The sequence below is a fragment of the Streptomyces sp. NPDC042201 genome (assembly GCF_055582185.1).
The window spans coordinates 99,359-125,608 of sequence record NZ_JBVJDS010000005.1 but is presented as its reverse complement, the minus strand read 5'-3'; the positions used below and the strand labels follow the sequence as shown (position 1 = coordinate 125,608).

At 71.8% G+C, this 26,250-nt stretch carries 25 protein-coding genes; 12 read left to right on the top strand and 13 right to left on the bottom strand.

Annotated features, from left to right (window positions below; translation table 11 throughout):
• Positions 1 to 246: 246 nt before the first annotated feature.
• Complete coding sequence (locus tag ACZ6MZ_RS14220) at positions 247 to 654, bottom strand: winged helix-turn-helix transcriptional regulator (protein WP_469351953.1); 408 nt, start codon at positions 652 to 654, stop codon at positions 247 to 249.
• 152 nt (positions 655 to 806) lie between these two features.
• Here ACZ6MZ_RS14220 and ACZ6MZ_RS14215 point away from each other — a divergent pair, with 152 nt between their 5' ends.
• Positions 807 to 1,706, top strand: coding sequence for an NADP-dependent oxidoreductase (locus ACZ6MZ_RS14215; RefSeq protein ID WP_469351951.1), 900 nt, complete (start codon positions 807 to 809; stop codon positions 1,704 to 1,706).
• A 96-nt stretch (positions 1,707 to 1,802) separates the two neighbouring features.
• On the opposite strand, the gene ACZ6MZ_RS14210 is transcribed toward ACZ6MZ_RS14215, so the two are convergent.
• Positions 1,803 to 2,423: a MarR family transcriptional regulator gene (locus ACZ6MZ_RS14210; RefSeq protein WP_469351949.1), complete on the bottom strand. Its 621-nt coding sequence runs from the start codon at positions 2,421 to 2,423 to the stop codon at positions 1,803 to 1,805.
• A gap of 85 nt (positions 2,424 to 2,508) precedes the next feature.
• Here ACZ6MZ_RS14210 and pip point away from each other — a divergent pair, with 85 nt between their 5' ends.
• Positions 2,509 to 3,477 carry a prolyl aminopeptidase gene (gene pip / locus ACZ6MZ_RS14205; RefSeq protein WP_469351947.1) on the top strand — a complete coding sequence of 323 codons (969 nt, stop codon included), beginning with the start codon at positions 2,509 to 2,511 and terminating at the stop codon, positions 3,475 to 3,477.
• A gap of 149 nt (positions 3,478 to 3,626) precedes the next feature.
• Here the strand turns inward: pip and ACZ6MZ_RS14200 are convergent, their stop codons facing one another.
• Complete coding sequence (locus ACZ6MZ_RS14200) at positions 3,627 to 3,818, bottom strand: hypothetical protein (RefSeq protein ID WP_384178803.1); 192 nt, start codon at positions 3,816 to 3,818, stop codon at positions 3,627 to 3,629.
• Here ACZ6MZ_RS14200 and ACZ6MZ_RS14195 point away from each other — a divergent pair.
• The gene (locus ACZ6MZ_RS14195; protein WP_469351946.1) at positions 3,808 to 4,143 is read left to right on the top strand and encodes a hypothetical protein; all 336 of its coding nucleotides are present in this window, start codon (positions 3,808 to 3,810) and stop codon (positions 4,141 to 4,143) included. The two genes, ACZ6MZ_RS14200 and ACZ6MZ_RS14195, sit on opposite strands and share 11 nt — an antisense overlap.
• 262 nt (positions 4,144 to 4,405) lie before the next feature.
• A complete protein-coding gene (locus ACZ6MZ_RS14190) occupies positions 4,406 to 5,401 on the top strand; it encodes an aldo/keto reductase (protein ID WP_389785059.1) in 996 nt (331 codons plus the stop codon).
• Positions 5,402 to 5,588: 187 nt separating this feature from the next.
• Here the strand turns inward: ACZ6MZ_RS14190 and thpR are convergent, their stop codons facing one another.
• Positions 5,589 to 6,197: an RNA 2',3'-cyclic phosphodiesterase gene (gene thpR / locus ACZ6MZ_RS14185; protein ID WP_469351944.1), complete on the bottom strand. Its 609-nt coding sequence runs from the start codon at positions 6,195 to 6,197 to the stop codon at positions 5,589 to 5,591.
• 110 nt (positions 6,198 to 6,307) lie between these two features.
• On the opposite strand from thpR, the gene ACZ6MZ_RS14180 reads away from it, so the two are divergent.
• Positions 6,308 to 6,898: a Uma2 family endonuclease gene (locus tag ACZ6MZ_RS14180; protein WP_469351942.1), complete on the top strand. Its 591-nt coding sequence runs from the start codon at positions 6,308 to 6,310 to the stop codon at positions 6,896 to 6,898.
• Positions 6,899 to 7,021: 123 nt separating this feature from the next.
• Here the strand turns inward: ACZ6MZ_RS14180 and ACZ6MZ_RS14175 are convergent, their stop codons facing one another.
• Together ACZ6MZ_RS14175 and ACZ6MZ_RS14170 are read right to left on the bottom strand one after the other, a co-directional pair.
• Positions 7,022 to 8,368, bottom strand: coding sequence for an MFS transporter (locus ACZ6MZ_RS14175; protein WP_384178795.1), 1,347 nt, complete (start codon positions 8,366 to 8,368; stop codon positions 7,022 to 7,024).
• 29 nt (positions 8,369 to 8,397) lie between these two features.
• Positions 8,398 to 8,838, bottom strand: coding sequence for a MarR family winged helix-turn-helix transcriptional regulator (locus ACZ6MZ_RS14170; protein WP_384178793.1), 441 nt, complete (start codon positions 8,836 to 8,838; stop codon positions 8,398 to 8,400).
• 212 nt (positions 8,839 to 9,050) lie between these two features.
• On the opposite strand from ACZ6MZ_RS14170, the gene ACZ6MZ_RS14165 reads away from it, so the two are divergent.
• Both ACZ6MZ_RS14165 and ACZ6MZ_RS14160 read left to right on the top strand, forming a co-directional pair.
• Positions 9,051 to 9,380 (top strand): DUF2530 domain-containing protein, encoded by a 330-nt coding sequence (locus ACZ6MZ_RS14165; protein WP_469351940.1) that lies wholly within the window; start codon positions 9,051 to 9,053, stop codon positions 9,378 to 9,380.
• 110 nt (positions 9,381 to 9,490) lie between these two features.
• Positions 9,491 to 12,022 carry an HAD-IC family P-type ATPase gene (locus ACZ6MZ_RS14160; protein ID WP_469351939.1) on the top strand — a complete coding sequence of 844 codons (2,532 nt, stop codon included), beginning with the start codon at positions 9,491 to 9,493 and terminating at the stop codon, positions 12,020 to 12,022.
• 63 nt (positions 12,023 to 12,085) lie between these two features.
• Here the strand turns inward: ACZ6MZ_RS14160 and ACZ6MZ_RS14155 are convergent, their stop codons facing one another.
• The 6 genes from ACZ6MZ_RS14155 to ACZ6MZ_RS14130 all read right to left on the bottom strand — a co-directional run bounded on the left by ACZ6MZ_RS14155 (position 12,086) and on the right by ACZ6MZ_RS14130 (position 21,223).
• Entirely contained in the window at positions 12,086 to 12,946 is an 861-nt protein-coding gene (locus ACZ6MZ_RS14155; protein ID WP_469351937.1) for a DUF5707 domain-containing protein, read from the bottom strand.
• Positions 12,947 to 13,060: 114 nt separating this feature from the next.
• A complete protein-coding gene (locus tag ACZ6MZ_RS14150; protein WP_469351936.1) occupies positions 13,061 to 16,198 on the bottom strand; it encodes a sacsin N-terminal ATP-binding-like domain-containing protein in 3,138 nt (1,045 codons plus the stop codon).
• A gap of 228 nt (positions 16,199 to 16,426) precedes the next feature.
• Positions 16,427 to 17,080: a response regulator gene (locus ACZ6MZ_RS14145; protein ID WP_469351934.1), complete on the bottom strand. Its 654-nt coding sequence runs from the start codon at positions 17,078 to 17,080 to the stop codon at positions 16,427 to 16,429.
• A gap of 4 nt (positions 17,081 to 17,084) precedes the next feature.
• Complete coding sequence (locus ACZ6MZ_RS14140) at positions 17,085 to 18,548, bottom strand: sensor histidine kinase (protein WP_469351932.1); 1,464 nt, start codon at positions 18,546 to 18,548, stop codon at positions 17,085 to 17,087.
• A 159-nt stretch (positions 18,549 to 18,707) separates the two neighbouring features.
• Complete coding sequence (locus ACZ6MZ_RS14135; protein WP_469351931.1) at positions 18,708 to 19,931, bottom strand: Clp protease N-terminal domain-containing protein; 1,224 nt, start codon at positions 19,929 to 19,931, stop codon at positions 18,708 to 18,710.
• Positions 19,932 to 20,254: 323 nt separating this feature from the next.
• A complete protein-coding gene (locus ACZ6MZ_RS14130; protein ID WP_469351929.1) occupies positions 20,255 to 21,223 on the bottom strand; it encodes a DUF3027 domain-containing protein in 969 nt (322 codons plus the stop codon).
• A 535-nt stretch (positions 21,224 to 21,758) separates the two neighbouring features.
• Between ACZ6MZ_RS14130 and ACZ6MZ_RS14125 the strand changes: the two genes are divergently transcribed.
• From ACZ6MZ_RS14125 to ACZ6MZ_RS14110, 4 genes are all read left to right on the top strand, one after another.
• Positions 21,759 to 23,156 (top strand): MFS transporter, encoded by a 1,398-nt coding sequence (locus tag ACZ6MZ_RS14125; RefSeq protein WP_389785040.1) that lies wholly within the window; start codon positions 21,759 to 21,761, stop codon positions 23,154 to 23,156.
• Between the two features lie 62 nt (positions 23,157 to 23,218).
• Positions 23,219 to 23,698, top strand: coding sequence for a DUF2771 domain-containing protein (locus ACZ6MZ_RS14120; protein ID WP_384332069.1), 480 nt, complete (start codon positions 23,219 to 23,221; stop codon positions 23,696 to 23,698).
• Between the two features lie 79 nt (positions 23,699 to 23,777).
• Positions 23,778 to 24,530 carry a futalosine hydrolase gene (locus ACZ6MZ_RS14115; RefSeq protein ID WP_469351927.1) on the top strand — a complete coding sequence of 251 codons (753 nt, stop codon included), beginning with the start codon at positions 23,778 to 23,780 and terminating at the stop codon, positions 24,528 to 24,530.
• The gene (locus ACZ6MZ_RS14110) at positions 24,527 to 25,366 is read left to right on the top strand and encodes a 1,4-dihydroxy-6-naphthoate synthase (protein ID WP_384332063.1); all 840 of its coding nucleotides are present in this window, start codon (positions 24,527 to 24,529) and stop codon (positions 25,364 to 25,366) included. The genes ACZ6MZ_RS14115 and ACZ6MZ_RS14110 overlap by 4 nt, the downstream gene beginning before the upstream one ends.
• A 39-nt stretch (positions 25,367 to 25,405) precedes the next feature.
• Here the strand turns inward: ACZ6MZ_RS14110 and ACZ6MZ_RS14105 are convergent, their stop codons facing one another.
• Positions 25,406 to 25,789 (bottom strand): cold-shock protein, encoded by a 384-nt coding sequence (locus ACZ6MZ_RS14105; protein WP_384178759.1) that lies wholly within the window; start codon positions 25,787 to 25,789, stop codon positions 25,406 to 25,408.
• Between the two features lie 170 nt (positions 25,790 to 25,959).
• Between ACZ6MZ_RS14105 and ACZ6MZ_RS14100 the strand changes: the two genes are divergently transcribed.
• Entirely contained in the window at positions 25,960 to 26,250 is a 291-nt protein-coding gene (locus ACZ6MZ_RS14100) for a hypothetical protein (protein WP_384332057.1), read from the top strand.

Here is a 26,250-nt window from a genome sequence, read left to right as displayed (position 1 = left end):
GGCTTCCCGGGGAACCCTCCCCCGGCCGCCCCCCACTGCCTTCACTTGCGGTGGAGGGACGGGAGTCAAGGGTGGAGCGCAGCGGAATCGGCGTAGCCGACGCGACGAAGGAGCGCCCTTGACGCCCGGCCCGGAGCCGCGACACTCAAACAGAAAGGGGCGGCCCCACGGTGCTCAACACGACCCGACCCACCCCGAATACCCCTCGGTCCTGACCCGCAGACAACAACCCCAGACGACCGCACGCTACGCCGTCGTCGTCTCCTCGTCGTACCGTTCCCTCGCCTCGTTGACCTGGTCGAAGTGCGTTTCCGCCCAGTCCTTCACCCCCGCCAGCAGCGTGCCCAAGCTGCGTCCCAGGCCGGTCAGTTCGTAGTCGACCCGTACCGGGACCGACGGGGTGACCGTGCGGGTGACGATGCCGTCGCGTTCCAGGGAGCGCAGCGACTGCGTGAGCATCTTCTGGCTCACACCCGGGATCTTCCGGCCCAGATCGCTGTAGCGCATCGGGCCGGGGCCGAGGGCGCAGACGATCAGGCTGACCCACTTGTCGCTGACGCAGGCGAGCAGTTGGTGCGTCGGGCATTCCTTGAGAAAGGCGTCGTACGCGAGACGGGCCTCGTCGCGGCGCTCAGCCGCCGTCTTCGTCGCCATGTCCTGTCCCGCCTCCGGGTGGTCCTACCTCGGGGTACCGAACGCACCTTCACGTACGTACTTACGAAAAGAGAGTAACTCTTCCTAGGTTTGTTGCAGCGGGAATCGCCCGTCCCACCTTCGAACTGCCACTCACCCCCAGGAGAGCTGCCATGCGTGCTGTAGTGATCAAGTCCTTCGGTGGCCCCGAGGTCCTCGAACTCGTCGAGACCGCGACGCCCGAGCCGGGCCCCGGCCAGGTGCGGATCAAGGTGGCCGCCGCGGCGGTCAATCCGGTGGACGCGGCGTACCGCGCCGGATTCCTGGCGCCGCTGACCGAGCAGGGGCAGCTGGGGCTCGGCTGGGACGTGGCAGGGACCGTCGACGCCGCGGGGCCGGGGACGGATGTCGCCCCGGGCACCGCCGTCGTCGGGCTGTCGTACGGCCCCGCCGCGCTCAAGGCCCACGCCGACTACGTGGTGCTGGACGCCTCGGCCGTCGCGAACGCGCCGGCCACCGTCGATCCGGTGCACGCGTCGACCGTGCCGCTCAACGCCCTCACCGCCGCGCAGGCCCTGGACCTGCTGGCCCTGAACGCCGGGGACACTCTGCTGATCACCGGCGCGGCGGGGGCGGTCGGCGGGTTCGCCGTCCAGCTCGCCCGGCGCGCGGGCATCACCGTCACCGCGCTCGCCGGCCCCGACGACGAGCGGCTCGTACGGTCGCTCGGCGCCGACCACTTCGTACCGCGCGGCGGTCATGTCGAGCCGCACAGCGTGGACGCCGTGCTCGACACGGCGGTACTCGGCGCGACGGCCATGGAGTACGTACGCGACGGCGGCGCCCACGTGGGTGTCATCCCGGGGACCACCCCGGAGTCCGTGCGCTCCGTCCGGGTCGCGACGGTGGGGGTGCGCGCCGACGGGGAACGGCTCGCCGAACTGGTGGCGCTGGTCGACGCGAAGGTCCTGACGACGCGCGTCGCGGAGACCTATCCGCTGGCCGAGGCGGCAAAGGCGCACACCCGGCTGGCGGAAGGCGGAGTACGCGGCAGGCTCGTCCTCGTACCGTAAGCCGCGTACGCGACGCCGCCGCGTTCGTAACCCCGGCTGCGTAACGCCGCGTACGCAACACCGCAGACCACCGCAGCGACCACGGCGCATCGCCGGTCAGGCGCCCGCATCCGGGGCCTGGTCGGCGATCCGCTGCCGCATCGACCGCCGGTCCAGCGCTTCCAGCGCCTCGCCGATCAGGCGGCTCAGTGAGTACGGCAGCTCCGCCTCGAACGCTGTCGCCGCGGCGGCCGTCGCCGTCCATTCGGCGTCCAGCGCGGGGAGCAGTTCCTCCGCTCCGGGGGTCAGCCGGACCATGCGGTGGCGCGCGTCCTCGCCCGCCGTCAGGGCGACCAGGCTGGCCTTGGCCATCCGCGCGACGGTCTGGCTCGCCGCGGAGTGCGTCACCCCGGTCGCCAGCGCCAGATCGCGGATGGAACACGGCCCCGGCGCGGCGGCCAGGGCACGGACGACGGGGGTGTAGCGGGGGCGGAAACCGTCCAGACCGAGGTCGGTGTAGCCGGCCGCGACATCCGCGTCGAGGCGGTCGAGGAGATGCCGCAACCGCGTCCCGAGCAGCTCAGGGCCATGCCCGCCCGAGACCGCACCGCCCGAGACCGCGCCACCCGCGCCCGCATCGTCCGAGACCGCACCGCCCGAGACCGCACCCGCACCACCCGAGACCGCGCCCGCACCGCCCGCGCCCGGCCCCTCGGAGGCCGTAGAACCAGAGGTCATAAAACACAATGTAACAGCGCTGTTGTATCGGTAGGGTCGGCGCCGACCCTCCACCCGCCCGCGCCACCCCCAGGGAGCCCCCGCCATGGTCGACGACGACCCGCTGTACCCGCCCATCGAGCCGTACGAGCAGGGCATGCTCGACGTCGGGGACGGCAATCTCGTCCACTGGGAGATCTGCGGCAATCCGCAGGGCAAGCCCGCGCTCGTCGTACACGGCGGCCCCGGGTCCGGATGCACTCCGCGCGCCCGGCAGTTCTTCGATCCCGCGCGCTACCGCGTCGTCCTCTTCGACCAGCGCAACTGCGGACGCAGCACCCCGCACGCCAGCGACCCCGCCGCCGACATGCGCCACAACACCACCCGTCATCTGATTGCCGACATGGAGCAGTTGCGGACGCATCTGGGCATCGAACGCTGGTTGCTGTACGGCGGGTCCTGGGGGTCGACGCTGATCCTCGCGTACGCCGAGAGCCATCCGGAGCGCGTCTCGGAGATCGTCATCGCCGGGGTCACGACCACCCGGCGCTCGGAGATCGACTGGCTGTACAAGGGCGCGGGGCGGCTCTTCCCCGAGGAGTGGGAACGGTTCCGCGCGGGCGTGCCTGAGGGCGAGCGCGACGGCGATCTCGTGGCGGCCTACGCCCGGCTGATGGAGAGTCACGATCCTGCGGTACGGGAACGGGCCACGGCCGACTGGTGCGCCTGGGAGGACGCAGTCCTCTCCCAGGAGCCGAACGGCTCACCCGCTCCGTACAGCGACCGGCCGCCGGCCGCCCGGCAGGCCCTGGTCCGGATCTGCGCGCACTACTTCTCGCACGGCGCCTGGCTGGCGGAGGGCGCGCTGTTGCGCGACGCGGGGCGGCTGGCGGGGATCCCGGGCGTGCTGGTTCACGGCCGGTTCGACGTGGCCGCCGTGCTGGGCACCGCCTGGGAGCTGGCACGCGCCTGGCCGGACGCCCGGCTGGTCATCGTCGAGGACGCGGGACACAAGGGCAGCCGCACCGAGCGCCGCGAAGTACGTGCCGCGCTCGATGCGTTCGCCGGGCGGTGAGTTCTCCGGGCGGTGAGTTCGCCGGCCGGTGAGTTCGCCGGGCGTTGAGTTCGCGGGTCGGCTTCGCGCGCTGACGGTCCGCCGACCGTCACCGCCGCTCGCGCCGGCTGACCGCGCCCTCGCCTCAGCCCGCCATCCTCAGCCCGCCATCAATCCGTGATGACACCCGCGGCGGTGACGGCGCCGTTCAGATCGCACCAGGTGGTCGACACGCCCCCGGAGACGGCCCGGTTGCCGTAGTGCCGGTAGATCAGGTTGCCCTTCTGGCAGTCGATCCACCCCGTGAACGCGCCACCGCGGCACGCGACGGAAGCCCCTCGGTGCCCGGCGGTGCCCGTCACTCTCCTGACCGGGTCACAGGTGAAGTTCCCGGTGTTCGCGGGTACGGCCAGGGGCAGCGCCGAGGTCGAGGTCGACGGCGAGGTCGACAGCGAAGGCGCGGACGGAGCCGAGGCCGGAGCCGAGCCCGGAGCCGGGGGCAGGGTCAGCGACGCGGACGAGGACGAGGCCTTGGCTGACGCCGAGCCGTTCCCCAAGGACGCCGCGGAGGCGGTGTCGTCGGCCGAAGCGGACGACGCGCCGCTGAGAAGACCCGCCGCCGCGAGGGCGAGTGCTGCGGCCGTGGCGGCGAAAGTACGTCGAGTACGCAAAGCGAACCTCCTGTAGGCGCGGGATGCCGATACATCCCGTCACACAGAGGAACCGTACGATCACAGAGCGGGGTCATAGCGCCCCATCTGGGCAACTTGGCCGGAAACCACAGCAGACGTCCGTTTTGTGTCCAATAGTGGTCCCTTGTGCACCGACAACCACACAAGATCGGCCGCCACAAGACTGACGGCCACAAGACTGACAGCCACGAGACGCGCGCCCACAAGGCGGACCCGGGCTTGCCTTGAGTGCGCTCGAACGCGTTGGCTTGGGGCTCATGAAGTACACGCAGCTCGGACGCACCGGACTCAAGGTAAGCCGACTCGTCCTCGGGACGATGAACTTCGGACCTCTCACCAACGAGGTCGACAGTCACACCATCATGGACGCCGCGCTCGGCGAGGGCATCAATTTCTTCGACACCGCCAACGTCTACGGCTGGGGCGAGAACAAGGGCCGTACGGAGGAGATCCTCGGCACCTGGTTCGCCAAGGGCGGCGACCGCCGCGACAAGGTCGTCCTCGCCACCAAGGTGTACGGGAACATGGCCGCGGACGGCGACGCGTGGCCCAACCACGACAAGCTGTCGGCCCTCAACATCCGCCGCGCGGTCGACGCCAGCCTCAAGCGGCTGCAGACGGACCACATCGATCTCTACCAGTTCCACCACATCGACCGCGCCACCCCGGTCGAGGAGATCTGGCAGGCCATCGACACCCTGATCCAGCAGGGCAAGATCCTCTACGCCGGATCGTCCAACTTCCCCGGCTGGAAGATCGCCCAGACCAATGAGACCGCCCGCCGTCTCGGCTCGTACGGCCTGGTCAGCGAGCAGTGCCTGTACAACCTCGCCGAGCGCCGCGCCGAGATGGAGATCATCCCGGCCGCGCAGGAGTACGGGCTCGGTGTCATCCCCTGGTCGCCGCTGAACGGCGGTCTGCTGGGCGGCGCGATCCGCAAGGAGCGCGAGGGAGGCGGATCGCGCACGAGCGACGGCCGGTCCGGGAGCGGGCTCGCCAATACGACGATCCGGGCGCAGATCCAGTCGTACGAGGACCTGCTCGACAAGCACGGCATCGACCCGGGCGAGGCGGCCCTGGCCTGGTTGCTCACCCGTCCCGGGGTAACGGGCCCGATCGTCGGCCCGCGGACCATCGAGCAGCTGGAGTCGGCCGTACGGGCGGTCGACGTCGAGCTGTCGGACGAGCTGCTGTCCTCGCTGGACGAGATCTTCCCGGGTCCTGGTCCTTCGCCGGAGGCCTTCGCCTGGTAGTTCCCGGCCGGCGGCCGGGGTCGGCGAACAGGCCCTGTCCGGACAGCACATCTCGTCCGGGCAGGACCTAGGCCCTGCCCGGTGGCAGGACCTAGCCGACCGCGGCCGCTACCGCGATGATCGCGAACATCAGCACAAGCACACCGGCCATGATCCGGTTCCGGGTTTTGGGATCCACAGGTCGAGGTTAACGGCCGGGGGCGGCGGGCCCGTCGTCCGGGTTCCCCGAACGGGCCTTGCCGAGCGGGCAGCGTACGACGGCTTCGTACCGCGGCCGCTCCCCCGGCACCCCGCTCACCGGCAGATTGCTGCGTACGAGCACCAGCTCGGCCACCTCCCACGGCGTCCCCTCGAAGCCGTCCAGCGCCTCGGCGTACGGGCGCAGACCGGTGTCCGCGCGGGTGCGCGCGAGCGTGAGGTGCGGGTGGTAGCGGCGGTGCTCGTCCATCGGCACTCCGGCCCGGCGCGCGGCGGCGTCGGCGCGTTCCGCGAGGAGCCGCATCTCGTCGATCCCGCCGGCGACGCCGACCCACAGCGCGCGGTCGCCGAAGTGCCCGCCGCCGTGGACGCGCAGGGAGAACGGCTCGGTACGGTGCGCGGCCCGCTCCAGCCGCTCGGTCAGCTCGGGCAGCAGCCGGTTCTCGACGTGCCCCATGAAGGCGAGCGTGAAGTGCCAGCCGTCCCGCCCGGTCCACCGCAGCCCATCGGCGCCCGGAAGCTCCCGCAGCCCACTCACGGCACGGGAAAGTTCCGCAACGGCATCGGCGGGCGGCAGCACGGCGGCGAACAGTCTCATACCGACGAGTCTCCCAGCCACCCCGCGATCCGGGGCGTGACCCGGTCGCCGTGCCTATCGTTGTACCGCGCGCCTGCCGTCCGCTCGCGGCAGCGGGGAGGAGCGCCACGATGACCGTCATTGAGACCGACAGGATCGACATGGCCGACGAGAGCAACGAGCTGGTTCTGGACACGATGTTCGACCTGCTCGAGAAGATGCCCGTCCCCGAGGGAATGAAGGTCGAGATCGTCGAGGGGTACGTCTTCATGTCGCCGCAACGCCAGGTCCACTGGGAGATCACCCTGAGCATCGTCGAGCAGCTTCGGAGCACGTATCCGAAGAGGCGGCTGGCCTCCGATGTGCGGATCGACTACCCCGGGCACCTCAATGGCTTCTGCTCCGATGTCGCGGCTCTGGCCTCCGACTTCGCGAAGGACCCCAAGGGGCGCTGGCGCTACCAGGACGTCGAGTTCGTCGCCGAAGTGATCTCCAAGGGAACGGCCGCCAACGACTACGGCCCGAAGAAGAGCACGTATGCCACAGCCGGCGTCCCCGTCTACCTGATCGCCGACCCCTACACCGGCAGGTGCCATGTCCACACGGAGCCGAAGGACGGGGATTACACCACCGAAGTGATCGTCACCTTCGGCGCGGAGATCGACCTCACGCGCACCCTCGTGGGCCTGACCCTCAAGACCGACGAGTTCCCCCGCGACTGACCCACGCATAGGCGCGACCGGGCCCCGCGTGCGCGCCGCCGGTCCCCGCGTGCGCGCGGCCGGGCCCCGCGTATACGCCGGTGGCCCGGGCCCGGGGGTTGCCGGGCCGGGCCGCCGGGTGCGTTACGCGGCTGTGGTCAGTTGCTCCTTCGGGACGAATTCCATGTGCGGGCGTCCGCCGCGCAGGTCGATCTTGAGGCGCACGCCGACCACCCGGGTCAGGATCAGGCCGATCGTGGCCGCCGCGAGCAGGGAGACCGCGCCGCCCGTGGCGAAGCCGACGCGGGCGCCGTAGGTGTCGGTGACCCAGCCGAGGAGCGGGCCGCCCACGGGGGTGCCGCCGACGAAGACCATCATGTAGAGGCTCATCACCCGGCCCCGCATCTTCGGGTCGGCCGCCATCTGCACGCTCGTATTCGCGCTGATGTTGGTGGTCAGGCCGATCATGCCGATCGGCAGGAGCAGCAGCGAGAAAAGCCAGACGGACGGCGAGAAGGACACCGCGATCTCCAGCAGACCGAAGCCCATCGCCGCGAGGACGAGCAGCCGCAGGCGCGAGGAGCGGCGGCGGGCCGCGAGCAGGGCGCCGGCCAGGGAGCCTGCCGCCATCAGGATGTTGAAGAAGGCGTAAAGACCCGCCCCGCCCTTGTAGACCTCGTTCGCGAAGGCCGTCAGCCAGATCGGGAAGTTGAAGCCGAAGGTGCCGATGAAGCCGACGAGGACGATCGGCCAGATCAGCTCGGGCCGGCCGCGCACATACCGCAGGCCCTCTCTGAGCTGGCCCTTTCCGCGCGGTACGCGGATGGACTTGTGCAGCTCGTGCGGGCGCATCAGGAGCAGGCCGATGAGCGGCGCCAGGAACGACAGGCCGTTCAGCATGAAGGCCCAGCCGCTGCCGACCGTGGTGATCAGTACGCCCGCGACGGCGGGGCCGACGAGCCGGGCGGACTGGAAGTTGGCCGAGTTGAGGCTGACCGCGTTGCGCAGCTGGTCGGGACCGACCATTTCGGAGACGAAGGCCTGGCGCGTCGGGTTGTCGACGACGGTCACCATGCCGAGCAGGAAGGCGATCAGATAGACGTGCCAGACCTGGACGTTTCCGGAGAGCGTGAGGACGGCGAGGGAGAGCCCGCACAGGCCCATCGCCGTCTGGGTGAAGAGCAACAGCTGCCGCTTCGGGTAGCGGTCGGCTATGACGCCGCCGTACAGGCCGAAGAGCAGCATCGGCAGGAACTGGAGAGCCGTCGTGATGCCGACGGCCGCTGACGAACCGGTGAGGCTGAGCACCAGCCAGTCCTGGGTGACCCGGGACATCCACGTACCGACGTTGGAGACGACGGCGCCCGTCGCGAACAGTCGGTAGTTACGGATCTTCAGCGACGAGAACGTCCCGCCGCTGGTGGCGCTGATGGTGCTGTCGTGGGTGGATATCGGTGCGGGGGCGGAGTCTGCTCCGGATCCCGTACTCAAAGTGGGTTCGCCTCCTTACAGCGCGCGGATTACAGGTGAGCGAGCTTTTCCAGTACGGGGGCGGCAGCGCGCAGCTTCGCCCACTCGTCATCGTCCAGGCCCTCGGCGAGGGTCGCCAGCCAGACATTGCGCTTGCGGCGGCTCTCTTCGAGCATCGCCTCGGCTCGCTCGGTCTGGCTGACCACCTTCTGCCGACGGTCATCGGGGTGCGGCTCGAGCCTGACGAGACCCTTCGCTTCGAGCAGCGCCACGATGCGGGTCATCGACGGCGGCTGGACGTGCTCCTTGCGGGCCAGCTCGCCCGGGGTGGCGGAACCGCAGCGGGCAAGAGTGCCCAGCACCGACATCTCGGTGGGGCTCAGCGATTCATCGACACGTTGGTGCTTCAGTCGCCGGCCCAGCCGCATGACGGCGGAGCGAAGAGCGTTCACGGCGGCGTCGTTCTCGTCGCCGTGGGGTAGGTCAGGCATGTTCGTTAGCATAACTCATTACCCAATCTAAATACCAGCCGCGCGCACCCCGCGAGTCGCCCGTCCTGAGATCACCCATATGAGTGGGACCGCACCGGAAAGGGACCATGCCGCCGAACGGGTAATGAGCGTCCAGCCGCCGGCGTCGCAGGCGGCGACCGGCATCCCGGCGCCCCGGCGGCCCCGCCCGGCTCCCCGCATAGACTGACGCCATGAGCGGTTCTTCGACGGGATCAGCGGGGTCATCGGGATCGGCCGGATCGACCGGATCTCCGCGGCGTGAGGCGCCCGAGCCCCTGGAGGGGCCGGTCGTCGGCACCATCGTGGGCGGCACCGTCATCTGGTTCGTCCTCTTCCTCGTACAGCTCCCGTTCTACGGCTGGTTCAGCGACCACGGACACACCTGGTGGATCTGGACCTGTCTGGCCGGAGCCGGGCTCGGTCTCATCGGCATCTGGTACGTACGGGGACGGGACGCGGCGCTCAAGCGCGCCGCCGCCACGGCGGACACGACGCACGAGACGGATCCGGGTCACCAGTAGGGCCACGCCCCCGCCCCGTACGACCAGCGGAGCACCCCCTCTCGTCCCAGGGTCTGAACTTCGGGGCGGTCGGCGGGTGAAGGCGTCGGACCGGCCGTACCGTCGGAACCATGACTCAGCGGGCGAAGTCCGACACCGACGGCCTCGGCGGTCCCGAACCGCACGGCCGCGGCTCTCACGGCCCCATCATCGACGCGGGCACGGAGCTCGACCCCGTCCACCCCATGAAGCTCCCGCGGTCGGCCCGCCACTCCGGTCTGACCACCGCGGAGGTCGCGGAACATGTCGCCCGGGGCGAGGTCAACGACGTCCCTGTCCGCAGCAGCCGCTCCACCGCCGAGATCGTCCGCGCCAATGTCTTCACCCGCTTCAACGCGATCATCGGCGTGCTCTGGGCGATCACGTTCTTCGTCGCGCCGATCCAGGACACCCTGTTCGGCTTCGTGATCATCGCGAACACCGGGATCGGCATCGTCCAGGAGATGCGCGCCAAGCGGACCCTCGACGGCCTCGCGGTCATCGGCGAGGCCAAGCCGACCGTACGGCGCGACGGCGTCGCCGCCGAGATCTCCACCACCGAGATCGTCCTCGGGGACGTGATCGAGCTGGGCCCCGGTGACAAGGTCGTCGTCGACGGCGAGCTGACCGAGGCCGAGAGACTCGAAATCGACGAGTCGCTGCTCACCGGCGAGGCCGATCCCGTACTGAAGCGGCCCGGCGACCCCGTGATGTCCGGCAGCTTCGTGGTCGTGGGCGGCGGCGCGTTCCAAGCCACCAAGGTCGGCCGCGAGGCGTACGCGGCGCAGCTCGCCGAGGAGGCGTCCCGCTTCACGCTCGTCGACTCCGAGCTGCGCAACGGCATCAGCACGATCCTCAAGTACGTGACGTGGATGATGATCCCGACCGCGATCGGGCTGATCATCAGCCAGCTCGTCGTCAAGCAGAGCGACTTCAAGAACTCACTCGCCAGGACCATCGGCGGCATCGTCCCGATGATCCCCGAGGGCCTGGTGCTGCTGACGTCCATCGCCTTCGCGATCGGCGTCATCCGGCTCGCCCGTCAGCACTGCCTGGTGCAGGAGCTGCCCGCCATCGAGGGCCTCGCGCGCGTCGATGTCGTCTGTCTCGACAAGACGGGCACGCTCACCGAGGGCGGGATGGACGTCCGCGAGCTGCGGCCGCTGGGCGGCGCGGACGAGACGTACGTACGGAAGGTCCTGGGCGCGGTCGGGGCGTCCGACCCGCGTCCGAACGCCAGCCTCCGGGCGGTCATCGACGCCTACGGCGGCGACCGCGAGGACTGGCGGGTCACGGGGGCGCTGCCCTTCTCCTCCGTACGGAAGTACAGCGGCGCCGCCTTCGTGGCACCCGGCGCCGACGAATCACGCTGGCTGCTGGGGGCGCCCGATGTCCTGCTGCCCGCCGGCGATCCCGCGCTCAAGGAGATCGACCACCTCAACGAGCAGGGCCTGCGGGTGCTGCTCCTCGCCCGCGTCACCCGTGAGCTGGACGACCCGGACGCGGCAGCCGGGGCGCGGGCGACCGCGCTCGTCGTCCTGGAGCAGCGGCTGCGGCCCGACGCCGCCGACACCCTCGCGTACTTCGCCCGCCAGGACGTCGCCGCCAAGGTCATCTCCGGCGACAACGCGGTCTCCGTCGGCGCGGTGGCCGGCAAGCTCGGCCTGGCCGGCGCGGAGCACACGGTTGATGCCCGCGAACTCCCCGCCGAGCGGGGGAAGATGGCCGAGGTGCTGGAGTCCGCCACGGTCTTCGGCCGCGTCACCCCGCAGCAGAAGCGCGACATGGTCGGCGCGCTGCAGTCACGCGGGCACACGGTCGCGATGACCGGGGACGGCGTCAATGACGTACTGGCGCTGAAGGACGCGGACATCGGCGTCTCGATGGGCTCGGGCTCGGAGGCGACCCGGGCCGTCGCGCAGATCGTGCTGCTCAACAACAGCTTCGCGACGCTGCCTTCGGTGGTGGCGGAGGGCCGCCGGGTCATCGGCAACATCACGCGCGTGGCGACGCTCTTCCTGACGAAGACGGTCTACTCGGTGCTGCTGGCGATCCTGGTGGCCTGCTTCCAGGTGGAGTATCCGTTCCTGCCACGGCATCTGACGCTGCTGTCGACGCTGACGATCGGCATCCCGGCGTTCTTCCTGGCGCTGGCCCCGAACAGGGAGCGGGCGCAGCCGAACTTCGTGCGCCGGGTGATGCGTTACTCGATTCCGTCGGGCATCATCGCGGGCATCGCCACCTTCGTCACGTACATGCTGGCCAGAAGCTACTACGTCGGTGCGGACGCCCTGACCGCGGAGACCAGCGCGGCCACACTCACGCTGTTCCTGGTCTCCATGTGGGTGCTGGCGATCGTCGCCCGCCCGTACACCTGGTGGCGGTACGTCCTGGTCGTGGCGATGGCGCTGGCGTTCCTGGTGGTGCTGGCCGTGCCGTCGCTCCAGCACTTCTTCGCCCTGAGGCTGGTGGGCACGGCGATGCCGTGGACGGCGGTGGGTGTCGCGGTGGTGGCGTCGGTGGCGGTGGAGTTCTGCTGGCGGTGGGTCGGGCGCCACTTCCCGGCGAACGCGAAGGGCTTCCTTCCGAAGCGGGCACAAGCCGCTCCGGAAGAAAGCCCTTAGAACCGCCGTACGCGGAACTGCTCCCGCGCGGGACTGCTCAGCGCGGGACTACCTCGCGCGGGACTACTTCACGTCGACGAAGTCACCGGTGGCGTTGACCGCGGGGGTCGAGACCGTACCAGCGAAGTTCCAGCGCCAGTAGCCGTCCTCCACCGCCTTCATGGTGGTCTTCAGCTCGCCAGTGCTGGAGCCGGTCACCGTCTTGACGGTGGTGTAGGTGTCGCTGTTCTTCTTACGGAACTGGAGCTTCACCGACTGCGTGGCATAGCCCTTGTAGGTGCCGGTCTCCCAGTTGGCGCGGGACAGCTTGCCGGTGACCGTGATGGTGCCGCCCTTCTTCACCGGCTCCGGCGCGGCGTTGACGGTCAGCTTGGAGAACCGCTGGAACCTGATCTTGGTGGCGTAGTCGTTCTGGACGATCTCGCCGTCGTTGGACAGCACGATGGCGCCGACGTTCCACCACGTGGCGTTGTCGTTGATCAGGTACCACGGGTCGACCGTGACGCTGAGCGTGCAGGTCGAGGTGGTGGCGCTGGCCGCCTTGCAGCTGGCGGCGTCCTCGTTCTGGCCGAAGCCGTAGTAGGTCTCGCTGTCCTTGTTGAACCAGAGCAGCGTGGCGGCGTCGGCGATCCCCGAGCTGTGGGACGCGGTGATCGCGATCGACACCTTCTTGGTGGCGGTGGTGCCGACGACGATGGGCTGGCCGCCGTTCACGACGACCTTGCTGATGACCGGAGCCACGGCCGCCTTCGCGGCGGCGAGGCCCTTCGCCTTCGGCGCGGCGGCGCGCTCCGGCGCCGAGAAGCCGTAGGACGGGACGGCCGGGAGGTCCTCGTGGGACTGAGCGGCCTGCGACGCCGGGACGGCGAGGGCGGACAGGGCCAAGGCGCCGGAGACAGCGGCAACGGTGGCACGAATACGCATGTGTTCCCCAAGTCTGGTCTGCGGGTCTGTTGACCCACGGACCAGACCTGGGACGCACGTGAAAGGTTGTACAGAAAGATGAATTCTTGGCGAAGAAGAGTGTGAGGCGGCCCGTCAGTCGAACCAGCGGTCCCGCGCCAACTCCGCTGTCCGTGACGGATCTTCGAGCAGCGCCGCCACCTCGAAGCGCCGTGGCCACTGCCCCGCCGCCCAGGCCAGGCCCGCCGCGACCCCCTCCAGCGTCGCCGCGTGCACGACGCCGTCCGGCGTACGGCGCCAGTCCAGTTCGACGCCGCCCGCGAGGAGTTCCTCGTGCTCGACGTACGTCGCGGGGGTGCCCGCCCCCAGCAGTACGTGGACGGAGTCCGGGACCGTGTGTTCCTCACCGGCCGAGGTCACGTCCGCGACGACCGTCTCGCTCAGCCGGCGTACCTGGAGCAGCTCCGCTAGCTCGGCCGCCCGCGCCGGTGACACCGGCAGCAGCGGCAACTCCGCGGCCAGCGGCAGCAGATCGGGCGCGTCCGCGATCACGGCGTCCGCCGCGTCCACGACCCGTACCTCTCCGTCGACGACCGCGCGCAGCTCGTCCGGCAGGGTCACCTGGTCCGGGTCGAGGTCGGCGAGCGCGGTGTAGAGCGCGTGGAGTTGCTCCGGAGTGACCGGCCGCTCCGGTTCGGCCAGCCGGCCGAGCAGCTCGGCCGCGCCGCCGGGCTCGTCGAGCAGCGCGGCGACCGAGGTCCGTACGCCCAGCGCCCGCAGCACCTGCACATCGTCGAAGCCCGTCGCGTCCACGGAGTCGTACAGCCCCGCCAGCATCGGGTCGCCGCCCGCGGACCGCAGCCCGGCCGGGCGCCGCCCGTCGAGCACCGGGTGATCGCGCAGCCACCACGCGGTGTACGAGCGCACGGTCTCCGTCGTGCCGTCCGGCAGCAGGATCCGCACGGGCTGGATCAGCGCGTCCCGCAGCGGCGGGCGGGCCAGCAGCGCCAGCGCCTGCGGCCACGCGTCGTCGTCCACCAGGTCCAGGTCCCGTACGGCCACGATCTCCGTGGCGACCGGCGGCACCGGCGTGTCGGGCAGCCGGTCGAGCACGTCTTCGCACCACACGTCGACGGCGTCCAGCAGCCCGGCGTCGTCGGGCTCGGCGAAGTCCCCGTCGCGGGGCTCCAGTTCGTCGGGGTCGAGGACGACGTCCGTGGCCCGTACGAGCGCGAAGCCGGCCAGCACCCCGCAGGCGGCGAGCGGCTGCTCGCCCCAGCGCTCGGCCAGTTCGGCGTCGCAGAGGGCGAGTTCGTCCTCGCGCATCACGGCGGCGAACGCGCTGCCGGGCAGGACGAGTTCACCGGCGGGCGCCAGTTCACCGTCCTCGTCGGTCAGGGCGAGCGCCGCCAGCCACGGCTCGTCGCCCGCTTCCAGGCCCGCGTCCCGTACGAGCCGCAGGACGGTCTCGGCCAGCTCCTCGGCGTCCGGCGTCGTGTCGTCCTCGTCCCACACCTCGCCGGAGTCCAGCGAGGCGGCGACCGCCGCGCGCACCTGAGGGGTCGTCAGGACGGCGCGCGGTGTGGCGGGCAGCGCGCCCAGCTTCTCCAGCAGGGGGTGGGCGGCGTCGGGATGCGCGACCTTCAGGCCGAGCCTGGCGAGGTCGGCGGGCGCCCCTCCCCCGTCCGTGCCCGTGTCGGTGTCGGGCAGGGGCAGCAGGACCTGGCGCGGACCGATCGTCGTACGCCCGTTGGCCAGCGGCACCGGCAGTCCTGACAGCCGGTCCGGGTCGACGCCCGCGAGGGACTCGTACAGCCGTCGCCACCACGCGGGCGGCCGCTCGGCGCCCGCGATCCGCTCGATGGCCTCACCGAGCGGCAGCCGGCCGACGCCCAGCGTGCGCAGCTCCGTGCGCCGCTCGAACCCGGCGGGCAGCAGGGTCGGCAGCACCTCGGCCAGGACCTGTACGGTGTCGGCGCCCGCGCCCTCCACGACCTCCGCCTCGAAGGGCCGCAGCGCGGTCAGCTCCTCGCTCGGCGCGGCCGGGGCGAGGAAGGCGACCCGCGGCAGCCGCTCGATGATCGCGGCCCGCAGCCGGCCGTCCAGCTCGCCCTTGCCGAGCGGTCCTGGGACGAGATCGATGGTGCCGGTGGAGACGGGCTCCCAGCCGCCGAGCAGCTCGGCGTACGCGTCGGCGGCCTTCCCGACGAGGAAGTCGGTGAGCGGTCCCGGCGCGGGATGGCGCCGGGTGGTGTCCAGCGGCAGCGAGGCGATCAGCAGCGCGGGCACACCGAGGGGCTCGTCGGTGGGCGTCGGAGCGTGCACGACGGGTGCGGTACGGGGCCGGGCCGGGGCGCCCTCGCTGTCCACGGGCACGGCCCAGGTGACGGACCAGTGGGGGCGCAGCCGCTCCTCGACGGGCCGTCCTTCGAGCAGCGCGGGCGCGGTGGGGCCGTTGTGGCTGACCACGCGCCAGCGGTGGATGTCGCCGCCGCCCGCGCTGTCGTCGACATGGACGTACGGGCCGTCCTGGGACCGGCGCAACACCCGTTCCCCGGCGGCGGTTTCGACCGCGATCTCGGCGAGCCCGGCGAGGGTCAGCAGCAGGGCGTCGTCGATTCCGGTGAGGAGCCGCTCGACCAGGTCGGCCGCGGTGCCGTCGCGCAGCGGCAGGATGACGACGGTGTCGTACCCGTCGGGGGCCGTGCCCTCGGCGGGCAGCGGCAGCCGCAGCAGCGGTACGTGCCCGTCGCGGCGGCGCAGCTCGTCCCCGAGGCCGGGGCTGGCCTGGGAGGTCTGCCGGGCCAGCTCGCGGGCTTCGGTGAGGGACCAGCGGACTCCACCGTGCCGGCCGATGACGGCGGGCTCGTCGCTGACGGCCAGGACGGCGGCGAACCCGACGCCGAACCGTCCGACGGCGGCCTCGTGCCCCTCGCGCTTGGCGGAGGCACGGAGGGTGCTGAGGGACTCGACGCCTGTCGCGTCGAGGGGCGCGCCGGTGTTGGCCGCCACCAGCACGGCGGGGCTGTCGGCGGTCCCCGGCCGCAGGGTCAGCCTGAGCCGGCCCGGCACCCCGGCGCGGGCGGCGGCATCGGCGGCGTTCTGGGCCAGCTCGATCACGAGCCGGTCGCGGTAGCCGCCGAGCGCGAGATCCTCCTCGGCGTTGGCGTCCTCCCGGAACCGCGCGGGACTGGCGCCCCACGCGTCGAGCACCCCGCGCCGCAGCCGCGCCGTTCCGAACGGGTCGGCCCCCTCGGTCGTCCTGACGCTCACGCTGTGACTCCGCTCTGTCCGCCTGCCTCTACTACGTGCGGGCCCGAAGGTACCGCGCCCGGGCGGCCGCCCTCGCCCCGCACCGGCCGGGTGAGACGGGACGGAGCCCCGGGGTGCCGTTCGCGGGCGGTCTCTTCGAGTGTCGCGCCCGCCGGGCGAGCGTCAAGGCGGGGTTCCGGGCGGGCGGCTCGGGGGCCCGCGCCCGGGGGTCGCCACCCGGCCCCGGGGTCAGCGGTCGGCGAGCAGGTCCGCGTCGTGCGCCAGGACCGCGGCCTGTACGCGGTTGACGCAGCCCGTGCGCGTCAGGATCCGGCTGATGTGCGCCTTGACCGTGCTCGCGCTCAGATACAGCTGATCGGCGATCTCGGCGTTGGACAGGCCGGTCCCCAGCAGCCGCAGGATGCCGCGCTCGGCGGCGGTCAGGTCCTCGATCCTGCGCAGGGCGGCCTGGGTGTCGTGGGCGGACCGTACATGCTGTTCCATCAGCCGCCGGGTGATCCGGGGCGCCAGCACCGGCTCGCCGCCGGCGGCGAGCCGCACCGAGTGGATCAGCTCGACGGGGTTGGTGTCCTTGAGCAGGAAGCCGCTCGCGCCGACCCGCAGGGCCCGCGTCACGCTCTGCTCCTCGCCGAACGCCGTGAGCATCACCACGTAAGTCGAGGGCGAGACACGGGCGATGTCCTCGGCGGCGGCGATCCCGTCCCCGCCCGGCATCTGGATGTCGAGCAGCGCCACGTCGATGGTCCGGTCGCGGCAGGCCGCGACGGCTTCACGGCCGTCACCCGCTTCGGCCACCACCTCGATGTCCTCGGCGTTCTCCAGGATCAGCCGGATGCCGGCGCGCATCAACGCCTCGTCGTCGGCTATGAGGACTCGTATCACCGGTTCATCGTAGAGCGGCCGTCGTGAGCAGCACGATCAGAAAGGTCACGGTGGGCAGGATCACGAGCGCGGACGCGCAGCCCGCGCCCAGCACCCGTGGCCAGGTGAGGACCTCGCCCGACAGGGGGGCGCGAGCGCCCGCGGGTGCGGCGCCGCCCCACGAGGCCCCGCCGCCCCACGGGGCCCCGGGGCTGCCGGCGGCCGCCTCGCCCGTGGTCGGCGGGGGTACGGCCAGGGTGATTCCGTTCGGACGGGCCGGCAGGACCGCGGCCAGGCGAAACCCGCCGTCCGGCAGGGGGCCCGCCGTGAAAGAACCCCCGAGCAGTGCGATGCGCTCCTCCAGGCCGGCCAGTCCGCTGCGGTTTCCGGCCTGTGGGTGACGTCTCTCGCGCGGCGCCTCGTTGGTGACGGAGACTTCGATCTCGCGGTGGGTGCCCCTGACCTCCACCCGCGTGGGCGCCCCGGACGCGTGCTTGAGCACGTTCGTCAGTCCCTCGCGGACCACGCGGTGCGTCGAGTGGCGGGTGGGCACGCTCGGATCAGCGGTGTCGGCGACCGACCAGTCGAGCTCGACGGTGCCCCCCGCCTGCCGGGACTCCGCCACCAGCGCGGCGATGTCCTCGCGGGTGCCCCGATGCCCCTCGGACTCGGGCTCCGCGTCCTCGCGCCGCAACACGCCCAGGATCTCCCGCAGTTCCTCCATCGCCGTCCCGGCGGTGGTACGCAGCAGCTCGGCCCGTCCGGCCAGCGGCGGTGCCTGACGCGCGGCGGCCAGTTCCAGCGCCCCGGCGTGCACCGATATCAGGCTCAGCCGGTGGCCGAGGAGGTCGTGCATCTCGCCGGCGATGCGGGTACGTTCCTCCATCCGCGCGGCGGCGGCGGTCAGCGAACGGGCCTGTTCCAGATAGGCGTTGCGTTCGCGCAGCAGACTGACCAGCGGCCGGCGCCGACCCAGCAGTATCCCGGCGAGCGCCGGGAGCAGCACCAGGAGAACCGCGGAGAGACCGTTCCCGGCCAGCTCCTCCAGCCACGCGCCGGGCCGGACCAGGCTGCCGGCCGCCGTCAGCGCCACGATCAGCGCGCAGGCCGCCCCCACGGCGTGCCACGCGCGGCGCGGCGGAGCGATCCGGCGGGTGGCGGCCGCCACGATCAGCGGTACCACCGCCAGCGTCCAAACGTTGGGGCCCACGAGCAGTGGCCCGGTGCCCAGCACCGCCAGGACCGGCCGGTGGCGCCGCAGGGGCATCAGGAACGCCGCGTACAGCGCCTCCAGCACGGCCAGTACGGGCCGGTCCGGGTGCACCAGCAGCAGGGGGACCAGTCCGAGGGCTGCCGTCAGCGCACCGGCCAGTGCCTCGGCGGCGACGGTACGGCGCGGGGCGCGGCGCAACGCGGCCCAGTCCTCCGCGCCCGCGCGCCGCACCGATCGCGCGGCGTGCGCTATCCCGCGCCTCGCGGCATGCACCATTCCGCCCCTCGCGGCATCCGCCGTCCCGCCCTGCGCGGCATCCGCCGTCCCGCGCCTCGCGCGTGCCCGGACCCGCCGCGTACGTTCGGGCGCCCGCCCCACCGTCATCCCCGCCCTCACTCCTTGTTCCCGTACAGCTCCCGTACAGCGTCCGGCCCCTCACGCGCTCAGTCGGAGGCTCAGGCCCGTCTTCAGCGCGGCCAGGTCCACGCCCTGCGCCCCCAGCCGCTGGGCGACCGGTCCCTCGGCGTCGTCGAGGAGCGCGGCCACGAGGTGCACCGTTCCGGCGGCGGTGGCGTGGTGCTCGGCGGCGCTGAGCCGCGCCGCGGCCACGGTCCGCTCGGCCTCGGCGGAGAGCGGCACCTCACCGGATACGGGGAGCGGGTCGGCGGCGACGGCCGACAGGGCGAGCGAAGCGGGCCGTACCCCGTGCGTACGCAGCAGACCGGCGGCCTCGTTGACGGCTGCCCGCTCCTCGGGCAGCGACCGTCCGGCGAGAGACAGCGCCCGGTCCAGAGCCAGGACGGCCAGCAGCAGATCCACCGGTTCCGCCGCGCTCCGTCCGGACCGTACGGCCTGGCGTGAGGCCTCGGCGGTCACGGCGAACAGGACGGGCGTACCGTCGCCGGTGCTCCAGGTCATCCACGACATCAGGGCGCGCGCCGACCAGTTGCCCCGGTCCTCCAGCGCCCCGGCCCGGAGCAGGAGGGTGACGGCCGCGGATTCCGGCTCGTCGGTCCCCACAGTGGCCGCGGCCTCCGTGTCCAGCGTGTCCAGCGCGGCGTACGCGGCGGCCAGGTCCAGCCGACGCAGCGTGAACGCTTCCCTCGCCCTGCTTGCGGGGAAGTCCAGCAGGGCACGGGCCACATGCCGGCAGCGGACACCGGGCGACGCTTCCCCACGGGCGAGCCGGAGGGCATGGAGCAGGCAGGCACGCAGCGCCCCTGACAGCTCGGGCCACTCCTGGTCGCCCTCAGTGACCGGCCGGCGGGAGCGCCGTGCGGTGCGCCACTGCGCCAGGCGCCAGGCGGCGGCGACCTCGTGCTCATGCTCGTGCTCATCAGCGGCCACGGCCGAGGTGCCGCCGTTGCCATCGCTGTCGTCGCTGTCGTCGCTCACCCATCCGCGCCCCGCTCGGCCGGAGATCACTCCGCTCAGTGCGCCGGCCCGCCGCATGCCGGGGGCGATGGCCGCGCCGGCTGCCGAGTCACCCATGACCAGTGCGGCCAGGAGGTCTTCGGTGCCCACCTTCGGGGACACGTGCTTGAGCGCGCGGAGCAGCGTGTCGCCGAGGAGGTCGATGACGTCGGGCGCGAACTCCGTTGCCTCGGCGCTGAGATGCACGGCGCCGGTGCGCTCCGTGACGGGAGGTCGGTTTTCCATCGGGCGGTTCCCCTCGGGGTGCGGTGGGCTGTTCCGCGACCGACGCTAGGTGCGCGCCCCGTACCGGCACATCGGCCGACCGGTCAGACGCGCGGTCCGATCGGCCATGGCACCGGCGGCCCCACCGGCCGGCCCGCCTTCGAGCCGGCCCCCGGCCTCAGAGCCTGTCGGATGACCTCTGATCGGGCGGCCACGCCCTGGCACGCACGCTTCCCGCGTTGCCGAAATATCCTAGTAGCTCCGCTACGAGGACATCCCGGCGCCTTGGAATCGCCCGCACCAGACCGCGTCCGCTCTCCGATCGAAGGTCACCCGACAGGCTCTCAGGAGTGGCCCAGGTCCTCCGACTCCCCGTCCGCCTCCGGCGGCACCGAGCCGCTGTCGGGCGACGGGCGCAGCGAGAAGGCGTCCGTGGCCAGCGAGTCCAGGACCGGCGGCGCCGGGCGCAGGGGCTTCGGCATGACCGCCGCCTCCGAGTGGCCGCCGCAGCCGTACGCCAGGGAGACGACCCGGCCGTCCGCCGGGGAGAACTCGTTCGCGCAGACGCCGAAGGCCTGTCTCAGCGAGCCCGCCAGCGGCAGCAGGAAGCCGCAGGACACGCACGGCGCCGGGGCCGCCTGGGCCATGGGGGTCTTCGGGCCGAAGGCCTCGTCCCAGCGGTCGGCCGCCACGTGCAGTCCGTACCGCGACAGCACCCGTGCCCGGCGCATGCCGAGCTCCTCCGCGACCGAAGCGATCGTGCCGCGTGCCGGTACGGCGCCCGCCGTACGGTCCCCGGGCTCTGCCTCCGCCGTCGGACCCGCGTCCTCCGCCTCGACGAGATCCGCGAGCGTCTGCGGGGTCACCGCCGTGTCCGGCACCGCCCCGTCCGTCACCACCGAGTTCGGCGGCGGGGCGTCCTCGCCCGTGTAACCGGGCTCCAGCCGCAGATCCTCCGCCTCCGTCGGCAGTAGATCTCCCGGGCCCATGTCGCCCGGCCTGAGCCGCTCGCTCCACGGCACCCATTCGGGGGCGAGCAGTGAGTCGGAGCCCGGCAGCAGCACCGTTTCGTCCAGCGTGACGACCTTGGCGCGGGATGCCCGCGCGACCGTCACCGCCCAGCGCCAGCCGCGGTAGCCCGCGTCCTCGCACTCGAAGAAATGGGTGACGACCCTGTCCCCGTCCGCCACCGCCGAGACATGTTCCCCGACGATTCCTGGCGCGGCCGCCTCCTCGGCAGCCGACCGGGCGAGGTCTACCGCCTCGGCGCACAGACGGTCGGGGGTTCGGCTTCGCGTCGTCGCTGCACTCACAGGTCTCGCTTCTCTCCTACGCCGTCTCACGGGTGCGCCGGCCGAATCGCGATGTACGAGCCGAGGGCGGAGCGGACCTGAGGGCCGCATCGACGTCCACGCCCGATCTCTCCTCGGGCACACCTACCGTCATCCATTCTGCGGGATGACAAAGAGGCGCGCGGCCGAGAACAACCGCCGGTGGCGCGCTACGCACGCTACCTCCTCTGCCGCCCCCCGCCCACCTGCACGCCGCCTTTCCCGTACTTCGGGCCACACCGCAACAAGGCCGTAACCCTGTAAACAGCGGTCAGGGGCGCGGTCAGGACCCGCGCAAGAGAATTTCGGGACCGACGAGAACGCCGGCCCGAAGCCCCGCACGAAGCCCCGCCCGAAGACCCACACGAAGGCTCGCACGAAGACCCGTAAGAAGACCCGGCCGAAAGCCGGCACGAAGGCCGGCACGAAGGCCCGCGTGAACGCTTTCGGTGAACGCCTCCTGTCCCACCGGTGACACGTCCCGGCTCGTCCGACATGGCGCCGTCACGGCCCCGTCATGCCCGGAATCGGTTCGCACCACGGCGCCTTGGGGCACTATGACGGAGTGGCAGCCGCAAGGTCGTCCGACGACGCAGCCGGCCCGCTCCGCAGGACGGCGCGGGCGATCGGCCATGCCCTGCGGCTTCCGTTCACCGGCACCGCGAAGGGCATCCGCAAGGCCACCCACGCGCACGGCGCGGGGGAATCCGGGCTCGGCAAGCTGATCGAGCTGCACGCCGTGAACGGCGCGGGCGATGTCATGATCACCGTCGCCCTCGCCTCGACCGTGTTCTTCTCCGTGCCGACCGACGAGGCACGCGGCCGCGTCGCGCTCTATCTCGCCATCACCCTGGCCCCCTTCGCCCTGCTCGCCCCGGTGATCGGCCCGCTCCTCGACCGTATTCCGCACGGCCGCCGCGCCGCGATGGCAGCCGCCATGCTCACCCGCGCGGTACTCGCCATCGTTATATCGACGTTAGTGGTCACCGGCGGCCTGGAGCTCTACCCGGCGGCGCTGGGGGTGCTCGTCGCGTCCAAGGCGTACGGAGTGGTCCGCAGCGCGGTCGTACCCCGTCTGCTGCCGCCCCGGTTCTCGCTCGTACGAGCCAACTCCCGGGTCACGCTGGCCGGGCTGCTGGCCACCGGAGTGGCCGCGCCGATCGGTGCCGGGCTCCACCAGATCGGCCCTCAGTGGCCGCTCTACGGCGCCTGCGTGATCTTCCTCGTCGGTACGGTGCTGGCCTTCACGCTGCCGCCCAAGGTGGACTCGGCGAAGGGTGAGCACAAGGCCAGGCTGGCCACGCACGGGGAGAAGCGGCCGAGTCTGCGTACGGTCGGCCCGTCGGTCCTCCACGGTCTGCAGGCCAACGCGGCGCACCGCGCCCTCTCCGGCTTCCTGATCTTCTTCCTGGCCTTCCTGCTGCGCGAGCACCCGCTCTCCGGCTACAGCGCGGCCGTCTCCCTCGGCATCGTGGGCGTCGCGGCCGGGGCCGGCAACGCCCTGGGCACCGCGGTCGGCGCCTGGCTCAAGGCCCGCGGTCCTGAGCTGATCATCGCCACGATGCTGGGCCTCGCCCTCAGCGCGGCGGTCTTGGCGGCCCTGTTCTTCGGCGGCGCGCTGATGGCCGTGGTGTGCGCGGTCGCGGGTCTGTCGCAGGCGCTGTCGAAGCTGTCCCTGGACGCGGTGATCCAGCGCGATGTCCCCGAGGAGGTGCGGACGTCCGCGTTCGCCCGCTCCGAGACCCTGCTCCAGATGGCCTGGGTGCTGGGCGGCGCGGTCGGTATCGCGCTGCCGCTCAACGGTGTGCTCGGCATGTCGGTCGCCGCCTGCATCGTCGCGGCCGGGGCGCTCTTCGCCGTGCGAGGGCTGCTGACCACGGCGAGGCGCGGCTCACCGCACCCCCGCGTGGCGTGACCTGCGGCGGCTCGCCGCACCCCGGCGCGGCGCGGGGCCGGGCGAGCGATAGCCTTCGACCCATGACCGTTGCGTTCTTCTCTGGTAAGGCCCGCCGGGCCGGCGTCGCTCTCGGCGCCGTGTCCGCCGGACTCCTCGTCCTCGCCGCCTGTGACAAGCCGACGCCGCTCGCGACCGTGACGGTCGGCGACAACTCGGTCAACACCGAGGCGACCTGCTACAACGACGGCAAGGCGATCAGCGAGTCCGACATCCAGCCCTGCCTGAACAAGAAGGCGGACAAGACCATCGACGTCGCGATGGACGACAAGATCCGCTTCGGGGTCGACCCGGAGATCGCGGACCACGGCTGGACGCTCTTCATCAACGGCCAGCAGGCCGAGCAGGAGCCGTACAAGAAGACGTACCGGACCATCCCGGGCAGCGCCTTCTTCACCAGCCAGACCGGCGAGACCACGAAGGACACGCAGGTCAGCATCGTCGAGACGGACGGCAAGAAGCTGACCGGCATCTGGCACTTCGAGTTCAAGAAGACTTCCTGACCCGACCCCGATCCCGACCCCGGCTTCGGCCCCGCGCCCCGGTGCGGTGGACGGCCGGGCGTCCCTGAGAGGCTCCGCCATGCGTGTGCTTGTGGTGACGGCGGTGGCGGCGGAGGCGGACTCCGCCGCCGCGGGGCTCGGCCGGTTCGCGGGCGGTGCCGTCCGGGAGATGACCGGCGGGTACGAGCTGACGAGCCACGCGCAGTACATGCCCCGGCCGTCGTCCGTGCAGATACCGGTGGTGGACGTCCTGGCGGGCGGGGTCGGCCCGGCCGCGGCCGCGGTCGCCACGGCGACGGCGCTGGCCTCCTCGCCGTACGACCCTCCGTACGACCTGGTCATCTCGGCCGGCATCGGCGGCGGCTTCCCGCACCGTGCCCCGCTCGGCTCGCTCGTCGTCGCGGACGCGATCATCGCCGCGGACCTGGGCGTCGAGACCCCCGACGGCTATCTGCCGGTCGACGAACTGGGCTTCGGCCGCAGCGTCCACTGGCCCCCGGCGGAACTGACGGTACGTATGGCCAAGATCCTGGGCGCCGAAGCGGCGGCCGGCGCGGTCCTCGCGCCCGTCCTCACCGTCTCCACCGTGACCGGCACGGCCGCCCGCGCGGCCGAACTGACCGCACGTCACCCGCTCGCCGCCGCCGAGGCGATGGAGGGCTTCGGTGTCGCCGAGGCGGCCGCCGTCCACTCCGTACCGTGCGTCGAGATCCGCGCGATCTCCAACGCCGTCGGCCCCCGCGACCGCGCGGCCTGGCGGATCGGCCCGGCGCTGGACTCGCTGCGGACCGCGATCACGCTGCTCACCCCAGTCTTCGAGGAGCCGTCATGACCGTGCGGATCGCCTACTCCCCCTGCCCGAACGACACGTTCGTCTTCGATGCCTGGGCCCATGGCCGGGTGCCCGGCGCCCCCGGCCTCGATGTCACCTTCGCGGACATCGACGTCACGAACGGCATGGCGGAGCGCGGTGAGTTGGACGTACTGAAGGTCTCGTACGCCGTGCTGCCGTGGGTTCTCGACGAGTACACCCTGCTGCCCTGCGGCGGCGCGCTGGGCCGGGGCTGCGGCCCGCTCGTCCTGACGAAGGAGCCGGGCGCCGATCTGACGGGCCGGACCATCGCCGTACCGAGCGAGCGCTCCACGGCCTATCTGCTCTTCCGGCTGTGGGCGGCGGAGGTCGTTCCCGGCGGGGTGGGCGAGGTCGTCGTCCTGCCCTTCCACGAGATCATGCCGGCGGTACGGGACGGCAAGGTGGACGCCGGACTCGTCATCCACGAGGCGCGCTTCACCTACCAGGACTACGGGCTGCACCGCCTCGCCGACATGGGCGAGCACTGGGAGTCCACGACGGGCCTGCCGATCCCGCTGGGCGCGATCATCGCGAAGCGCTCGCTGGGCGCGGAACGGCTCCAGCTGCTGGCCGAGTCGACCCGCAGGTCGGTCCGTATGGCCTGGGACGACCCGGAGGCCTCACGCCCATATGTCCTGGAGCACTCCCAGGAGATGGACCCGTCGGTGGCCGACCAGCACATCGGCCTGTACGTCAACGAGTTCACCGCGGACCTGGGCGTCGACGGCTACGCGGCGATCCGCGGCCTGCTCACGCGCGCCGCGGCCGAGGGGCTGGTGCCGCCCCTCGGCCCCGACGCGCTGCGTTTCGTCTGATCCGCGAGGATCGACCCGACAGGGCCTTCCCGACAGGACTTAGACGTCGAGCTGGTCCGCGACCGCGCGGAGCAGGCCCGCGATCTTCGCGCCGTTGGCCTTGTCGGGGTAGCGGCCGCGCTCCAGCATCGGCGTGATGTTCTCCAGCACCGTCGTCAGATCCTGGACGATCGAGGCCAGTTCGTCGGGCTTGCGGCGCTGGGCCGCGGCGACCGAGGGGGTCGGGTCGAGGACCGTCACCGAGAGCGCCTGGTCACCGCGCTGGCCTGCTACGACGCCGAACTCCACGCGCTGGCCCGGCTTGAGTACGTCGACTCCGGCAGGGAGGACCGACGAGTGAACGAAGACGTCGCCGCCGTCGTCACGGGAGAGAAAGCCGAAGCCCTTCTCGCTGTTGAACCACTTGACCTTGCCGGTAGGCACGTCTGTCCTCGTCCTCGTTGGGGCGCTGGCGCGCACAAAAACGGCTCTGAATAGCACTACAGCGGGTCGACCGACCCGCCACTCCCCAGGCTAATGGTCCAGGGGCTGGTGACAAGACGTTGCCGAGTGGTTCCTGTCCGCTGCTGTCCGCAGGGAACTACCCTGGTGGCGTGACTGCTACTCCTTCATCCCGCGCACTCAGCGCGACGGACGAGGCCGGACCCGGCGACGGGCTGGTCCGTATCGGCGCGATCGTCTTCATCATCGGCGCCGTGGCCACTCTGGTCACTGTGGCGCCTCTGTTCCTCGGCTCCGACCCGTTCCCGTCCCTCGCGTATGCCGTCTGCATGCTGATGGGGGTGGGGTTCCTGATCGCGGGCGCGGGCGTGCTGCGGACGATCGCGGCGCAGCGCCGGGATGCCAGGTCGGCTGCCGCCGCCGCGTCCTCGCCCGCCGCGTAG

Coding starts and splice junctions, on each gene's coding strand:
- ACZ6MZ_RS14220 (WP_469351953.1), bottom strand. CDS start 654: ATGGCGACGAAGACGGCGGCTGAGCGCCGCGACGAGGCCCGTCTCGCG.
- ACZ6MZ_RS14215 (WP_469351951.1), top strand. CDS start 807: ATGCGTGCTGTAGTGATCAAGTCCTTCGGTGGCCCCGAGGTCCTCGAA.
- ACZ6MZ_RS14210 (WP_469351949.1), bottom strand. CDS start 2,423: ATGACCTCTGGTTCTACGGCCTCCGAGGGGCCGGGCGCGGGCGGTGCG.
- pip (WP_469351947.1), top strand. CDS start 2,509: ATGGTCGACGACGACCCGCTGTACCCGCCCATCGAGCCGTACGAGCAG.
- ACZ6MZ_RS14190 (WP_389785059.1), top strand. CDS start 4,406: ATGAAGTACACGCAGCTCGGACGCACCGGACTCAAGGTAAGCCGACTC.
- thpR (WP_469351944.1), bottom strand. CDS start 6,197: ATGAGACTGTTCGCCGCCGTGCTGCCGCCCGCCGATGCCGTTGCGGAA.
- ACZ6MZ_RS14180 (WP_469351942.1), top strand. CDS start 6,308: ATGACCGTCATTGAGACCGACAGGATCGACATGGCCGACGAGAGCAAC.
- ACZ6MZ_RS14170 (WP_384178793.1), bottom strand. CDS start 8,838: ATGCCTGACCTACCCCACGGCGACGAGAACGACGCCGCCGTGAACGCT.
- ACZ6MZ_RS14165 (WP_469351940.1), top strand. CDS start 9,051: ATGAGCGGTTCTTCGACGGGATCAGCGGGGTCATCGGGATCGGCCGGA.
- ACZ6MZ_RS14160 (WP_469351939.1), top strand. CDS start 9,491: ATGACTCAGCGGGCGAAGTCCGACACCGACGGCCTCGGCGGTCCCGAA.
- ACZ6MZ_RS14155 (WP_469351937.1), bottom strand. CDS start 12,946: ATGCGTATTCGTGCCACCGTTGCCGCTGTCTCCGGCGCCTTGGCCCTG.
- ACZ6MZ_RS14140 (WP_469351932.1), bottom strand. CDS start 18,548: ATGGTGCATGCCGCGAGGCGCGGGATAGCGCACGCCGCGCGATCGGTG.
- ACZ6MZ_RS14135 (WP_469351931.1), bottom strand. CDS start 19,931: ATGGAAAACCGACCTCCCGTCACGGAGCGCACCGGCGCCGTGCATCTC.
- ACZ6MZ_RS14125 (WP_389785040.1), top strand. CDS start 21,759: ATGCCCGGAATCGGTTCGCACCACGGCGCCTTGGGGCACTATGACGGA.
- ACZ6MZ_RS14120 (WP_384332069.1), top strand. CDS start 23,219: ATGACCGTTGCGTTCTTCTCTGGTAAGGCCCGCCGGGCCGGCGTCGCT.
- ACZ6MZ_RS14115 (WP_469351927.1), top strand. CDS start 23,778: ATGCGTGTGCTTGTGGTGACGGCGGTGGCGGCGGAGGCGGACTCCGCC.
- ACZ6MZ_RS14110 (WP_384332063.1), top strand. CDS start 24,527: ATGACCGTGCGGATCGCCTACTCCCCCTGCCCGAACGACACGTTCGTC.